Annotated in this window: 13 protein-coding genes; 12 read left to right on the forward strand and 1 reads right to left on the reverse strand. The window is 58.1% G+C overall.

Features of this window, described 5'->3' with window-relative positions:
- Positions 1-75: 75 nt before the first annotated feature.
- From sdhC to PspS04_RS07750, 12 genes are all read left to right on the forward strand, one after another.
- Entirely contained in the window at positions 76-450 is a 375-nt protein-coding gene (sdhC, locus tag PspS04_RS07695; RefSeq protein ID WP_095167532.1) for a succinate dehydrogenase, cytochrome b556 subunit, read from the forward strand.
- The gene (sdhD, locus tag PspS04_RS07700) at positions 444-812 is read left to right on the forward strand and encodes a succinate dehydrogenase, hydrophobic membrane anchor protein (RefSeq protein ID WP_003446906.1); all 369 of its coding nucleotides are present in this window, start codon (positions 444-446) and stop codon (positions 810-812) included. The genes sdhC and sdhD overlap by 7 nt, the downstream gene beginning before the upstream one ends.
- 3 nt (positions 813-815) lie before the next feature.
- Positions 816-2,588, forward strand: a complete 1,773-nt coding sequence (sdhA, locus tag PspS04_RS07705) for a succinate dehydrogenase flavoprotein subunit (protein WP_095167533.1) — start codon at positions 816-818, stop codon at positions 2,586-2,588.
- 11 nt (positions 2,589-2,599) lie between these two features.
- The gene (locus PspS04_RS07710) at positions 2,600-3,304 is read left to right on the forward strand and encodes a succinate dehydrogenase iron-sulfur subunit (protein WP_046032887.1); all 705 of its coding nucleotides are present in this window, start codon (positions 2,600-2,602) and stop codon (positions 3,302-3,304) included.
- A 262-nt stretch (positions 3,305-3,566) separates the two neighbouring features.
- Positions 3,567-6,398, forward strand: coding sequence for a 2-oxoglutarate dehydrogenase E1 component (locus PspS04_RS07715; protein ID WP_095167535.1), 2,832 nt, complete (start codon positions 3,567-3,569; stop codon positions 6,396-6,398).
- A gap of 42 nt (positions 6,399-6,440) precedes the next feature.
- A complete protein-coding gene (odhB, locus tag PspS04_RS07720; protein ID WP_095167536.1) occupies positions 6,441-7,658 on the forward strand; it encodes a 2-oxoglutarate dehydrogenase complex dihydrolipoyllysine-residue succinyltransferase in 1,218 nt (405 codons plus the stop codon).
- A 99-nt stretch (positions 7,659-7,757) separates the two neighbouring features.
- Positions 7,758-9,194: a dihydrolipoyl dehydrogenase gene (gene lpdA / locus PspS04_RS07725; protein ID WP_095167538.1), complete on the forward strand. Its 1,437-nt coding sequence runs from the start codon at positions 7,758-7,760 to the stop codon at positions 9,192-9,194.
- Between the two features lie 178 nt (positions 9,195-9,372).
- Positions 9,373-10,539, forward strand: coding sequence for an ADP-forming succinate--CoA ligase subunit beta (sucC, locus tag PspS04_RS07730; RefSeq protein WP_007919879.1), 1,167 nt, complete (start codon positions 9,373-9,375; stop codon positions 10,537-10,539).
- The gene (gene sucD, locus PspS04_RS07735; protein ID WP_053156820.1) at positions 10,539-11,420 is read left to right on the forward strand and encodes a succinate--CoA ligase subunit alpha; all 882 of its coding nucleotides are present in this window, start codon (positions 10,539-10,541) and stop codon (positions 11,418-11,420) included. The genes sucC and sucD overlap by 1 nt, the downstream gene beginning before the upstream one ends.
- Before the next feature lie 429 nt (positions 11,421-11,849).
- Positions 11,850-13,163 carry a branched-chain amino acid transport system II carrier protein gene (gene brnQ, locus PspS04_RS07740; RefSeq protein WP_095167539.1) on the forward strand — a complete coding sequence of 438 codons (1,314 nt, stop codon included), beginning with the start codon at positions 11,850-11,852 and terminating at the stop codon, positions 13,161-13,163.
- 222 nt (positions 13,164-13,385) lie between these two features.
- Positions 13,386-14,123: a DUF599 domain-containing protein gene (locus PspS04_RS07745; protein WP_095167541.1), complete on the forward strand. Its 738-nt coding sequence runs from the start codon at positions 13,386-13,388 to the stop codon at positions 14,121-14,123.
- Entirely contained in the window at positions 14,123-14,524 is a 402-nt protein-coding gene (locus tag PspS04_RS07750; RefSeq protein ID WP_095167543.1) for an MAPEG family protein, read from the forward strand. Before PspS04_RS07745 ends, PspS04_RS07750 begins: the two co-directional genes overlap by 1 nt.
- Positions 14,525-14,588: 64 nt before the next feature.
- Here PspS04_RS07750 and PspS04_RS07755 read toward each other — a convergent pair whose 3' ends face one another.
- Positions 14,589-14,828: a hypothetical protein gene (locus tag PspS04_RS07755; RefSeq protein ID WP_095167544.1), complete on the reverse strand. Its 240-nt coding sequence runs from the start codon at positions 14,826-14,828 to the stop codon at positions 14,589-14,591.
- Positions 14,829-14,922: the final 94 nt, after the last annotated feature.

A 14,922-nucleotide genomic window follows, 5' to 3' on the forward strand; every position in this document is an offset into this window, starting at 1 on the left:
GTGGTTACCTGACCAGTGCACTCCCCAACAACTTTGCCCTGATTGTTAGGGGCTCTTCAGTGTGAAAAAAAAGCCGTGAATAGCCAACGACCTGTAAACCTAGACCTAAGGACCATCAAACTCCCCATCACCGGCGTTACGTCGTTTCTTCACCGTGTTTCCGGCATCATCCTCTTCCTGGGCCTTGGCTTCATGCTGTATGCATTGGGCAAATCCCTGGGTTCCGAGGAAGGTTTCGCCGAGGTGAAGGCATGCTTGACCAGCCCGCTGGCCAAGTTCGTAGCATGGGGCCTCCTGTCCGCTCTGCTGTATCACCTGGTAGCCGGTGTGCGCCACTTGATCATGGATATGGGCATCGGTGAGACGCTGGAAGGCGGCCGCCTGGGCTCGAAAATTATCATCGCCGTTTCCGTGGTGTTGATCGTTCTGGCAGGAGTTTGGATATGGTAACCAGCGTTACGAACCTTTCGCGTTCGGGCCTCTATGACTGGATGGCACAACGTGTGTCTGCGGTCGTTCTCGCGGCTTATTTCATTTTCCTGATCGGGTACCTCGTCGCGAACCCTGGCATTGGCTACGCCCAATGGCACGAGCTGTTCGCAAGCAACTGGATGCGTATCTTCAGTCTGTTGGCCCTGGTGGCCCTGGGCGCTCACGCCTGGGTCGGCATGTGGACCATCGCGACCGACTACCTGACGCCAATGGCGCTGGGCAAGTCCGCGACTGCAGTACGTTTCCTTTTCCAGGCAGTATGCGGCGTTGCGATGTTCGCTTACTTCGTCTGGGGTGTGCAGATTCTCTGGGGTATCTGATTCATGGCTAACATTCCAACGATTTCTTTCGACGCCATCATCATTGGTGGCGGCGGTGCTGGCATGCGCGCAGCGCTGCAACTGGCACAAGGCGGTCACAAGACTGCCGTGATCACCAAGGTTTTCCCGACGCGTTCGCACACTGTATCGGCCCAGGGTGGCATCACCTGCGCCATCGCTTCTGCGGATCCGAACGATGACTGGCGCTGGCACATGTACGATACCGTCAAGGGTTCCGACTACATCGGTGACCAGGACGCTATCGAATACATGTGTCAGGAAGGCCCGGCCGCTGTCTACGAGCTGGACCACATGGGTATGCCGTTCTCCCGTACTGAACAGGGTCGTATCTACCAGCGTCCATTCGGCGGTCAGTCCAAGGATTACGGCAAAGGCGGGCAGGCTGCCCGTACGTGTGCTGCTTCCGACCGTACCGGTCACGCGCTGCTGCACACCCTTTATCAGGGCAACCTGAAAGCCGGTACCGTGTTCTTGAACGAGTATTACGCTGTTGACCTGGTAAAGAATGGTCAAGGCGAGTTCGTCGGCGTAATCGCTATCTGCATCGAAACCGGCGAAACCACCTACATCCGTGCCAAGGCCACCGTTCTGGCTACCGGCGGTGCAGGTCGTATCTACGCGTCCACCACCAACGCCCTGATCAACACCGGTGACGGCGTTGGCATGGCCCTGCGTGCTGGTGTTCCGGTACAAGACATCGAAATGTGGCAGTTCCACCCGACCGGCATCGCCGGCGCCGGTGTACTGGTGACCGAAGGTTGCCGTGGTGAAGGTGGTTACCTGATCAACAAGCACGGCGAGCGTTTCATGGAGCGTTATGCTCCGAACGCCAAGGACCTTGCCGGTCGTGACGTGGTTGCTCGCTCGATGGTCAAGGAAATCATCGCTGGCAACGGTTGCGGTCCGAATGGCGACCACGTAATGCTCAAGCTCGACCACCTGGGCGAGGAAGTGCTGCACAGCCGTCTGCCAGGCATCTGCGAACTGTCGAAGACGTTTGCCCACGTTGACCCGGTTGTTGCTCCGGTTCCGGTTGTTCCGACTTGCCACTATATGATGGGCGGCGTTCCGACCAACATTCACGGCCAGGCGATCACCCAGAACGACGAAGGCGTGGATCAGATCATTCCAGGTCTGTTCGCTGTAGGTGAAGTAGCTTGCGTATCGGTTCACGGTGCCAACCGCCTGGGCGGCAACTCGCTGCTCGACCTGGTGGTATTCGGCCGCGCTGCTGGCCTGCACCTGGAAAAAGCACTGACCGACGGCATCGAATACGATGAGGCCACCGACGCCAACATCGAAACTGCCCTGGCGCGCCTGTCCGCTCTGAACGAGCGTACTGATGGCGAAGACGTGGCAACCCTGCGTCGCGAGCTGCAAAGCTGCATGCAGAACTACTTCGGTGTGTTCCGTACCGGCGAATACATGCAGAAGGGTATTGCCCAGCTGGCTGACCTGCGCGTGCGCATCGCCAACGTCAAGATCAACGACAAGTCGCAGGCGTTCAACACTGCGCGGATCGAAGCTCTGGAACTGCAGAACCTGTTGGAAGTGGCTGAAGCCACCGCCATCGCTGCCGAAGTACGTAAAGAGTCCCGCGGTGCTCACGCCCGTGAAGACTTCGAAGACCGTGACGACGAAAACTGGCTGTGCCACACCCTCTACTTCCCGGGTGACAAGCGCGTGACCAAGCGTGCTGTGAACTTCTCGCCGAAGACTGTTCCGACTTTTGAACCTAAGATTCGGACTTATTAAGGGTGGCCGCCATGTTGAAAGTCAGCGTTTATCGTTACAACCCTGATCAGGACGCCGCGCCGTTCATGCAGGAATTTTCGGTCGATACCGGTGGTAAAGACCTGATGGTGCTGGACGTGCTGGCCCTGATCAAAGAGCAGGACGAGGGTTTCTCCTATCGTCGCTCTTGCCGTGAAGGTGTTTGCGGTTCCGACGGCATGAACATCAACGGCAAAAACGGCCTGGCGTGCGTTACGCCGCTGTCCGCTGTCGTAAAAGGTAACAAGTTGATCGTTCGTCCTCTGCCAGGTTTGCCGGTTATCCGTGACCTGGTCGTCGATATGAGCATCTTCTACAAGCAATACGAGAAGGTTAAGCCTTACCTGCAGAACGATACGCCGGCTCCGGCCATCGAGCGTCTGCAGTCCCCTGAAGAGCGTGAAAAGCTCGACGGTCTGTACGAGTGCATCCTGTGCGCTTGCTGCTCGACTTCGTGCCCGTCCTTCTGGTGGAACCCGGACAAGTTCCTGGGTCCAGCTGCCCTGCTGCAAGCGTACCGCTTCCTGGCAGACAGCCGCGACACCAAGACGTCCGAGCGTCTGGCTTCACTGGATGATCCGTTCAGCGTATTCCGCTGCCGCGGCATCATGAACTGCGTCAACGTTTGTCCGAAAGGCCTGAACCCGACTAAGGCCATCGGTCACATTCGTAACATGCTTCTGCAAAGCGGCGTGTGATTCAGCAGTAGTAAATGCAGGACCGCTGTACCCGTAGAGGCCAAGGCGCGGGCTTCAACCCGCGCCCTGGCTATAACCAGAGCAGTAGCCCATAAAGCTGCAGCTCTTATTTTGAAGAAATGAGACAAGCAGGGGCATCCGGGCTGGTACCCGGACTATCAGCGTGATCCTAAGTGGCTTGTTTTGGTCGCTGCACTCGGACTTCTGCAAGCTCGCTCGGTGTCTTCGCCGATGGTGTTCCCCTAACCGAGGGTGACCAAGCATGCAAGAAAGCGTGATGCAGCGCATGTGGAACAGCGCCTACCTATCCGGTAGTAACGCTGCCTATGTGGAAGAGCTCTACGAGCTCTACCTGCACGACCCTAACGCTGTGCCAGAAGAGTGGCGCACCTACTTTCAGAAGTTGCCGACAGACGGCAACTCTGCCATCGATGTTTCGCACTCCACAATTCGCGACCATTTTGTGCTGCTGGCAAAGAACCAGCGCCGCGCCCAACCGGTTTCCGCCGGCAGCGTGAGCAGTGAGCACGAGAAGAAGCAAGTTGAAGTGCTGCGATTGATCCAGGCCTACCGTATGCGTGGCCACCAGGCAGCCCAGCTTGACCCGCTGGGGCTGTGGCAGCGTCCTGCACCTGCAGACCTGTCGATCAATCATTACGGCTTGACCAATGCCGATCTTGATACGACCTTCCGTGCCGGCGACCTGTTCATCGGCAAAGAGGAAGCGAGCCTACGCGAAATTCACGAAGCGTTGCAGCAGACATATTGCCGCACCATCGGCGCTGAATTTACGCACATCACCGATTCCGAGCAGCGCCAGTGGTTCCAGCAGCGTCTGGAAAGCGTGCGTGGCCGTCCGACTTATTCCGCGGACATCAAGGGCCACCTGCTCGAGCGCGTGACCGCCGGTGAAGGCCTGGAAAAATACCTGGGCACCAAATACCCGGGTACCAAGCGTTTCGGTCTGGAAGGCGGCGAAAGCCTGATCCCGATGCTCGACGAGCTGATCCAGCGTTCCGGTTCCTACGGCACCAAGGAAATCGTCATTGGCATGGCCCACCGTGGCCGTCTGAACGTGCTGGTCAACACCTTCGGCAAGAACCCGCGCGAGCTGTTCGACGAGTTCGAAGGCAAGAAGAAGGTCGAGCTGGGTTCCGGTGACGTTAAATACCACCAGGGCTTCTCGTCCAACGTGATGACCACCGGCGGTGAAGTTCACCTGGCCATGGCGTTCAACCCGTCCCACCTGGAAATCGTTTCCCCGGTGGTCGAGGGTTCGGTTCGCGCCCGTCAGGATCGTCGCAACGACCCAACCGGTGAGAAGGTTCTGCCGATCTCGATCCACGGTGATGCGGCATTCGCCGGTCAAGGCGTGGTGATGGAAACCTTCCAGATGTCGCAGACCCGCGGTTTCAAGACCGGCGGCACCGTGCACATCGTGATCAACAACCAGGTCGGTTTCACCATCAGCAACCCGCTGGACTCGCGTTCCACCGAGTACGCTACCGACGTTGCGAAAATGATCCAGGCGCCGATCCTCCATGTGAATGGTGATGATCCGGAAGCCGTATTGTTCGTGACCCAGTTGGCCATCGACTACCGCATGCAGTTCAAGCGTGACGTGGTGATCGACCTGGTCTGCTACCGTCGTCGCGGCCACAACGAGGCCGACGAGCCAAGCGGCACCCAGCCGATCATGTATCAGCAGATCACCAAGCAGCGCACCACCCGTGAGCTGTATGCCGATCGCCTGACTCAAAGCGGTGTGCTGGACGCAGAGCGTGTGCAGTCGAAAATCGACGAATACCGCAACGCACTGGACAACGGCCTGCATGTTGTAAAAAGCCTGGTCAAAGAGCCGAACAAAGAGCTGTTCGTGGACTGGCGTCCGTATCTGGGCCATGCCTGGACTGCGCGTCACGACACTCGCTTCGACCTCAAGACCCTGCAGGAACTGTCCGCCAAGCTGCTGGAAATTCCAGAAGGCTTCGTGGTTCAGCGCCAGGTTGCGAAAATCTACGAAGACCGTCAGAAGATGCAAGCCGGCGGCCTGCCGATCAACTGGGGTTACGCCGAAACCATGGCGTACGCGACCCTGGCGTTCGAAGGTCACCCGATCCGCATGACGGGTCAGGACATCGGTCGCGGTACGTTCTCGCACCGTCACGCTGTCTTGCACAACCAGAAAGACGCGGGGACCTACATCCCGCTGCAGAACCTGTACGAAGGCCAGCCACGTTTCGACCTGTACGATTCGTTCCTGTCCGAGGAAGCCGTACTGGCGTTCGAATACGGTTACTCGACCACCACGCCTGACGCGCTGGTGATCTGGGAAGCCCAGTTCGGCGACTTTGCCAACGGTGCCCAGGTGGTTATCGACCAGTTCATCACCAGTGGCGAGCACAAGTGGGGCCGTCTGTGCGGTCTGACCATGCTGCTGCCACACGGTTATGAAGGTCAGGGTCCTGAGCACTCCTCGGCACGTCTGGAGCGTTACCTGCAACTGTGCGCCGAGCACAACATTCAGGTAGCCGTACCGACTACGCCGGCTCAGATCTACCACTTGCTGCGCCGTCAGGTGATTCGCCCGCTGCGCAAGCCATTGATCGTACTGACACCGAAGTCGCTGTTGCGTCACAAGCTGGCCATCTCGACCCTGGAAGACCTGGCAGAAGGTTCGTTCCAGACCGTTATCCCGGAAATCGATGCCCAAGACCCGAAAAAGGTCGAGCGCATTGTTCTGTGTAGCGGCAAGGTCTACTACGACCTGCTGGAAAAACGCCGTGCCGAAGGCCGTGACGATATCGCCGTCGTGCGTCTCGAGCAGCTGTATCCATTCCCTGAGGACGACTTGAACGAAGTCCTGGCGCCTTACACCAACCTCAAGCATATCGTTTGGTGTCAGGAAGAGCCGATGAACCAGGGTGCCTGGTACTGCAGCCAGCACCACATGCGTCGCATCGTTGGCAATCACAACAAGGCACTCGTCCTCGAGTACGCCGGTCGTGAGGCCTCCGCTGCACCGGCGTGTGGTTATGCATCGATGCACGCTGAGCAGCAGGAAAAACTGCTGCAAGACGCCTTTACTGTTTAACGCCTTCGCGCACCTGAAACCGAATTTAAGGAACCACAGACAATGGCTATCGAGATCAAAGCCCCCACTTTCCCGGAATCGGTTGCCGATGGCACCGTTGCCACCTGGCACAAGCAACCGGGCGACGCGGTCAAGCGCGACGACCTGATCGTCGACATCGAAACCGATAAAGTCGTACTGGAAGTGTTGGCTACCGCTGATGGCGTACTGGGCGCTATCGTCAAGAACGAAGGCGACACCGTTCTGTCCGACGAAATCCTGGGCTCCATCGAAGCGGGCGGCGTTGCTGCCGCTCCTGCCGCGGCTCCTGCTGCTGCCGCTCAAGCCGCTGCCCCGGCTGCTGCTGGCGAAGACGATCCTGTTGCCGCTCCAGCTGCGCGCAAGCTGGCTGAAGAGAACGGCATCAACATCGCTTCCGTTGCCGGTACTGGCAAAGGCGGTCGTGTGACCAAGGAAGACGTGGTTGCAGCCGTTGCTGCCAAGAAAGCCGCTCCGGCTGCCGCGCCTGCCAAGGCTGCTGCTCCGGCCGCCGCTGCTCCTGTATTCGCTGCTGGCGATCGCATCGAGAAGCGCGTTCCGATGACCCGCGTGCGTGCCACCGTGGCCAAGCGTCTGGTTGAAGCTCAGTCGAACATGGCGATGCTGACTACTTTCAACGAAGTCGACATGACCGAAGTCATGGCACTGCGTTCGAAGTACAAGGATCTGTTCGAGAAGTCCCACAACGGCGTACGCCTGGGCTTCATGTCGTTCTTCGTGAAAGCGGCTACCGAAGCGCTGAAACGCTTCCCGGCGGTCAACGCTTCGATCGACGGTGCAGACATCGTTTACCACGGTTACGCCGACGTCGGTGTTGCTGTTTCCAGCGACCGCGGCCTGGTGGTTCCGGTTCTGCGTAACGCCGAACTGATGAGCCTGGCTGAAATCGAAGGCGGCATCGCCACCTTCGGCAAGAAAGCCCGTGACGGCAAACTGTCGATGGACGAAATGACCGGTGGTACGTTCACCATCACCAACGGTGGTACTTTCGGTTCGATGATGTCGACTCCGATCGTCAACCCGCCGCAAGCAGCGATCCTGGGCATGCACAACATCCTGCAGCGTCCTATGGCGATCAACGGTCAAGTGGTAATCCGTCCGATGATGTACCTGGCTCTGTCCTACGATCACCGTCTGATCGATGGCAAAGAAGCTGTGACTTTCCTGGTGACCATCAAGAACCTGCTGGAAGACCCGGCTCGTCTGTTGCTGGATATCTGATAGAAGCAGCCGCGAGCTGCAGGCTTCAGGCTGCTGGTTAACGGCAGTCTGGCTTGTGGCCCGCGGCTTCAGGCTTTTCGCTAAAGAGGATTTTTTTCAATGTCGCAGAAATTTGACGTAGTAGTGATCGGTGCCGGCCCTGGCGGCTATGTAGCAGCTATCAAGGCCGCTCAACTGGGTCTTTCGACGGCCTGCATCGAGAAGTACACCGACAAGGAAGGCAAACTGGCTCTGGGCGGTACTTGCCTGAACGTCGGCTGCATTCCATCCAAGGCGCTGCTGGACAGCTCCTGGAAATTCCACGAAGCACAAGACGGCTTCGCGATCCACGGTATCAACCACGCTGGCGTGACCATGGACGTTCCAGCAATGGTCGGCCGTAAAGCCAACATCGTCAAAGGCCTGACCTCGGGTGTTGCCACCCTGTTCAAGGCCAACGGCGTGACCTCGATCCAGGGCCACGGCAAACTGCTGGCTGGCAAGAAAGTCGAAGTCACCAAGCCTGACGGTTCGGTAGAAATCATCGAAGCCGAGAACGTGATCCTGGCTCCAGGTTCGCGTCCAATCGACATTCCACCGGCTCCGGTTGACCAGAACGTGATCGTCGATTCGACTGGCGCCCTGGAATTCCAAGCTGTGCCAAAACGTCTGGGCGTGATCGGCGCTGGCGTGATCGGCCTGGAACTGGGTTCGGTATGGTCGCGCCTGGGCGCTGAAGTGACTGTCCTGGAAGCCCTGGACACCTTCCTGATGGCTGCTGACGCCGCCGTTTCCAAGGAAGCACTGAAAACCCTGACCAAACAAGGTCTGGACATCAAGCTGGGCGCTCGCGTAACCGGTTCCAAGGTCAACGGCGAAGAAGTAGTCGTGACCTACACCGACGCCAAAGGCGAACAGACCATCACCTTCGACAAGCTGATCGTAGCCGTTGGTCGCCGTCCGGTGACCACTGATCTGCTTTCCGCTGATTGCGGCGTGACCCTCGACGAGCGCGGTTTTGTGCACGTCGACGATCACTGCGCGACCACCGTACCGGGCGTATACGCGATCGGCGACGTGGTTCGCGGCATGATGCTGGCTCACAAGGCCTCGGAAGAGGGCATCATGGTTGTCGAGCGCATCAAGGGCCACAAAGCCCAGATGAACTATGACCTGATCCCTTCGGTTATTTATACTCACCCGGAAATTGCATGGGTCGGTAAAACCGAGCAGGCCTTGAAAGCTGAAGGCGTTGAAGTTAACGTCGGCACTTTCCCGTTCGCAGCCAGTGGCCGTGCCATGGCAGCCAACGATACCGGCGGTTTCGTCAAAGTGATCGCCGATGCCAAGACTGACCGCGTATTGGGCGTCCATGTGATTGGCCCGAGCGCTGCAGAACTGGTCCAGCAGGGCGCAATCGGCATGGAATTCGGCACCAGCGCTGAAGACCTGGGCATGATGGTCTTCTCCCATCCGACCCTGTCCGAAGCCTTGCACGAAGCAGCTCTGGCAGTGAATGGCGGCGCCATTCACATCGCCAACCGCAAGAAGCGTTAAGACAATAAGAAACCACGGCGGTATGGCCCGTCGTGAGCCTTGCATGCAAGACTCACCGCGGAATATCCGCTGGACGCAGTCTTGCGTAGCTTAGGCTACGCAAGCAGCAGTCACAGGTGGTGCGGCACTCCACAGTGCAGCACCGAATGCGCAGTACCTAACGAAGACGGTAATAAGCATGAATCTTCACGAGTATCAGGGTAAGCAGCTGTTCGCTGAGTACGGCCTGCCAGTATCCACCGGTTACGCGGTAGACACCCCGGAAGCAGCAGCAGAAGCTTGCGACAAAATCGGCGGCAGCGAGTGGGTTGTCAAAGCCCAGGTCCACGCCGGTGGTCGCGGTAAAGCGGGCGGCGTAAAGCTGGTTCGCAGCAAAGAAGACGCTAAGGCATTCGCACAGCAGTGGCTGGGCAAGCGTCTGGTGACTTACCAGACTGACGCCAATGGTCAGCCAGTCACCAAGATCCTGGTTGAATCGTGCACTGATATCGCTAAAGAGCTGTACCTGGGCGCTGTCGTTGACCGTTCGAGCCGTCGCATCGTGTTCATGGCTTCCACCGAAGGTGGCGTGGACATCGAGAAAATCGCTCACGACACTCCAGAAAAAATTCTGAAAGCCACTATCGATCCACTGGTTGGCGCTCAGCCATTCCAGGGTCGCGAGCTGGCATTCCAGCTGGGCCTGGAAGGCAAGCAAGTTGCTCAGTTCGCCAAGATCTTCGTAGGTCTGGCCAAACTGTTCAAGGATCACGACCTGGCTCTGCTGGAAGTGAACCCGCTGGTGATCAAGGCTGACGGCGATCTGCACTGCCTGGACGCGAAGATCAACATCGACGCCAACGCCATGTACCGTCAGCCTAAGCTGAAGACTTTCCACGATCCGTCGCAAGACGATCCGCGCGAAGCGCACGCTGCCAAGTTCGAACTGAACTACGTAGCGCTGGAAGGCAACATCGGTTGCATGGTCAACGGTGCTGGCCTGGCCATGGGTACCATGGACATCGTCAACCTGCATGGCGGCAAACCAGCCAACTTCCTCGACGTGGGCGGCGGTGCTACCAAAGAACGCGTTACCGAAGCGTTCAAGATCATCCTGTCCGACACTAACGTCGCTGCAGTACTGGTCAACATCTTCGGCGGCATCGTTCGTTGCGACATGATTGCCGAAGGCATCATCGGCGCTGTGAAAGAAGTCGGCGTGAAAATCCCGGTTGTTGTTCGCCTTGAAGGCAACAACGCTGAGCTGGGCGCTAAAGTACTGGCAGAAAGCGGTTTGAACATCATCGCTGCTACCAGCCTGACCGACGCTGCTCAACAAGTTGTCAAAGCTGCGGAGGGCAAATAATGAGCGTCCTGATCAATAAAGACACCAAAGTTATCTGCCAGGGTATTACCGGTTCGCAAGGTAGTTTCCACACCCAGCAAGCCATCGAGTACGGCACCAAGATGGTTGGTGGTGTAACTCCAGGCAAAGGCGGCACCGAGCACCTGGGTCTGCCAGTGTTCAACACCGTGAAAGACGCCGTAGCTGCCACTGGCGCTACCGCCAGCGTGATCTACGTTCCGGCTCCTTTCTGCAAGGACTCGATCCTGGAAGCTGCTTTCGGCGGCATCAAGCTGATCGTGTGCATCACCGAAGGCATTCCTACCCTGGACATGCTGGACGCTAAAGTTAAGTGCGACGAGCTGGGCGTAGTCCTGATCGGCCCTAACTGCCCAGGCGTGATCACCCCAGGCGAATGCAAGATCGGCATCATGCCAGGTCACATTCACTTGCCAGGCAAAGTCGGTATCGTTTCCCGTTCCGGCACCCTGACCTACGAAGCTGTGAAGCAGACTACTGACGCCGGTTTCGGTCAGTCGACTTGCGTCGGCATCGGTGGTGACCCGATCCCGGGTTCGAACTTCATCGACATCCTGAAGCTGTTCCAGGAAGACCCGAAGACCGAAGCGATCGTGATGATCGGCGAGATCGGCGGTTCGGCTGAAGAAGAAGCGGCTGCCTACATCAAGGCACACGTGACCAAGCCGGTTGTTTCCTACATCGCTGGTGTGACTGCTCCTCCGGGCAAGCGCATGGGCCATGCTGGCGCAATCATCTCTGGCGGCAAAGGCACTGCAGACGAGAAGTTTGCTGCCCTGGAAGACGCAGGCGTGAAAACCGTGCGTTCGCTGGCAGACATCGGCAAGGCTTTGTCCGAGCTGACCGGTTGGGCTGTCAAGTAAGCCTCGCGCTTAGCTGACGCTTTACCAGACAAAGGCCACCTTCGGGTGGCCTTTGTCATTTCCGGGATTTGTGTTGACCGTGCGGACGCCATCGCGAGCAAGCTCGCTCCCACAGGGATTTGTAGTGCACATTCGATTTGATTCACACCGCAAAAACTGTGGGAGCGAGCTTGCTCGCGATGACGGACTTACAGACACCAACCATTTACATGCATAAACGCGACACGAAAATGTCGTAGATCGGATAGTTCGCCCTTTAACAGTGCGTTTTCCTGCCGAATTCGTTAGGCTACTCGCCATTTTTGCGTCTGCGTCCCACAAGGTTGCTGCGCGCTAAACGGGTCAGTCCTATACGGACCGACAGCATTTCCCTCACCCATCAGGGAAATCCCTCTCTAAATTCCGATTCAGTAGTGTGGTATTTCCTTAATGAAAGTGTTGAAAGGCCAGGACATTCTGGCACTTGGTTTTATGACGTTTGCCCTGTTCGTCGGGGCCGGCAACATCATCTTCCCGCCTATCGTCGGTTTGCAGGCCGGACCACATGTCTGGATGGCGGCGCTGGGTTTTCTGATTACCGCGGTAGGTTTGCCGGTGATCACCGTTGTCGCGCTGGCCAAGGTCGGGGGGGCGATGGACGCCCTGAGCAGTCCGATCGGTAAAGTCGCTGGTGGCATACTGGCGGCTGCCTGCTACCTCGCCGTGGGCCCGCTGTTTGCCACCCCGCGTACCGCCACCGTGTCCTTTGAAGTAGGCCTGGCGCCACTGACCGGCGAAAGCCCGCTGGCGCTGTTCCTCTACAGCTCGGTGTACTTCCTGCTGGTGTTCTTCATTTCCCTGTACCCGGGTCGCCTGCTGGACACCGTGGGACGTTTCCTCGCTCCCCTGAAGATCATTGCCCTGGCAGTGCTCGGGATCGCCGCATTCGCCTTGCCGGCCGGGGATATCGGGCACGGCACGCCAGAATACGTGGCGGCACCGTTCTCCCAGGGCTTCATCAATGGTTACCTGACCATGGATACCCTGGGCGCCCTGGTGTTCGGCATCGTTATCGTCAATGCCATTCGCTCCCGTGGCGTCGAGTCGCCTGCGCTGATTACCCGGTACGCGATCATTGCCGGGCTGATTGCCGGCGTGGGCCTGGCCCTGGTGTATGTCAGCCTGTTCCGTCTCGGTTCCGGCAGTCATGAAGTGGCTGTCGGCGCGACCAATGGCGCGGCGGTATTGCACGCTTACGTGCAGCACACCTTCGGTTCGCTGGGCAGTGGTTTCCTGGCGGTGCTGATTTCCCTGGCGTGCCTGGTGACCGCGGTCGGCCTGACCTGTGCCTGTGCCGAGTACTTCAGCCGTGTCCTGCCACTGTCCTACAAGACCCTGGTGATCATCCTTGCGGCATTCTCCCTGCTGGTGTCCAACCTGGGCCTGACCAAGTTGATTGCGTTCTCGATCCCGGTACTGACGGCGATCTACCCGCCGTGCATCGTGCTGGTGGCCCTGAGCTTCTGCAAAGACTTCTGGCACGAGCACAGCCGCATCCTCGGTCCGGTGATGCTGGTGTCGTTCCTGTTCGGCCTGATCGACGCGCTCAAGGGCGCTGGCCTGGCTGACTGGATGCCGACTCAACTGACCCACTTGCCGCTGGCCGAGCAAGGCCTGGCATGGCTGGTGCCGTGCGTATTCACCCTGGTGGTAGCGGTGGCTTGCGACCGCCTGCTGGGCAAGCGCGACGAAGCCCTGGCGTAACTGACGCCGCCCGTCACAAGCGGGCTGGCGCGAAACACCGAAATGCCCCGTATCGATTGATGCGGGGCATTTTTTATGGGCGCATAGCCGTGCCTTTTTCCCTGAGCTAACGTCGAACATCTAACTTGCAGGAACATGGCATGCCCGCGATGACGATCTCCAGGACGGCATCGCGGGCAAACCATGCTCCTACGGGTTTAATCAACGTCTCCAGGGAATTACATGTCGTTCATCCATGCCAATCTGATCCATCTGCTGGCCGCGCTCTGGTTTGTCATCTGCTGGGGTGGCTACACCCGTTATGCCAGTTGGAAGGGGCGCGACACGGCGTGCCTGGCCAGCGTGTTGCACCTGTACCGTGAAGACTGGATGCGCCGCATGCTGCTGCGCGACAACCGCATTGCCGACGCCAGCGTGATTGGCAACCTGGAGCGCAACGCGTCGTTCTTTGCCTCCAGCACCCTGATTATTCTCGCCGGTATTCTCACGGTACTGGGCGCATCCGAGCGCGCGGTGTCGTTGCTGGCTGATATTCCGATGGTGCAACAGGCCTCCCAGGGCATGTCGGAGATCAAGTTGCTGTGCCTGGCGCTGGTATTTGTCTATGCCTTCTTCACGTTCAGTTGGTGCATGCGCCAGTACAACTTCGCCGCGATCCTGGTGGGCTCGGCGCCCATGGTTGGTGAGCGCCATGTCTCGGAGCAGGAGCGCAAGGCATTTGCCGCGCGGGCGGCGCGGGTGATTTCGATGGCCGCCAACCAGTTCAACTTCGGCCTGCGTTCTTACTACTTCGGCATGACCATGCTGGCCTGGTTTGTCAGCCCCTGGTTGTTCATGTCGATGAGTGCCGGGGTGGTGTTTGTGTTGTATCGCCGGGAGTTTCATTCCGACGTTCTAGAGGTCATGGTCTATACCCCTACTGAGGCGCCATTGCCCGAGGCCAATAAAGAGGTGAGCTGATGAGTATTGCGTTCTGGTGCGTATTGATCAGTGCCTTGCTGATTTTTGTCGCGCGTGTGCCGGTGACCAAGGCCATGAAAGAGCAGGGCGGCTACAACAATCACCTGCCGCGCCAGCAACAGGCGCAGTTGAGCGGCTTGGGTGCCCGGTCGCTGGCGGCCCACCAGAACAGTTTTGAGGCGTTCATCCTGTTTGCAGTGGGGGTGTTGATGGCGCACACCACGCAGACGGCGGGATGGCTGATCGACGGGTTGGCAATGGTCTTCGTGATTGCCCGGGTGATCTATTTGCTGTGCTACTGGGCTGACCTTCCCTGGCAGCGCAGCCTGGTGTGGTGTATCGGCCTGGTGTGTTCATTGCTGCTGATGCTCAGCCCGACATTCAAGAGCGTGCTGCTCTAATACGTTTGCAACGCGCACAATAAAGCCCGCACTTGGCGGGCTATATTGTGCAGCGCTAAAACCATTAATTGGTTTTTGGAGCGGCTTCTTCGGCAGCGGCTTTGTTCGATTCAGCCTGAGCTTTGGCAGCTTCGGCGTTTTCTTTCGCAGCGTCGTTCACTTTATCCTGAGCTTTGCTCATGTCCTGCTGAGCTTGCTCGGCATGTTTGGTAGCATCTTGAGCTTTGTCCTCGGATTTTTTATCGCAGGCAGCGAGACCGAGGGAAGCGGTCAACATCAAGGCAATAGCTAAAGTCTTACGCATGGGGTGTTTCTCCTTATGGAAAATATCTACTTGGCCTTTCGAGCACAGCCTGAGGGGTTAAGTTCCATGTTTCCCACAGATATATAAGTTTATT

Origin of the sequence: Pseudomonas sp. S04, from assembly GCF_009834545.1 — a bacterium.
Taxonomy (GTDB): domain Bacteria; phylum Pseudomonadota; class Gammaproteobacteria; order Pseudomonadales; family Pseudomonadaceae; genus Aquipseudomonas.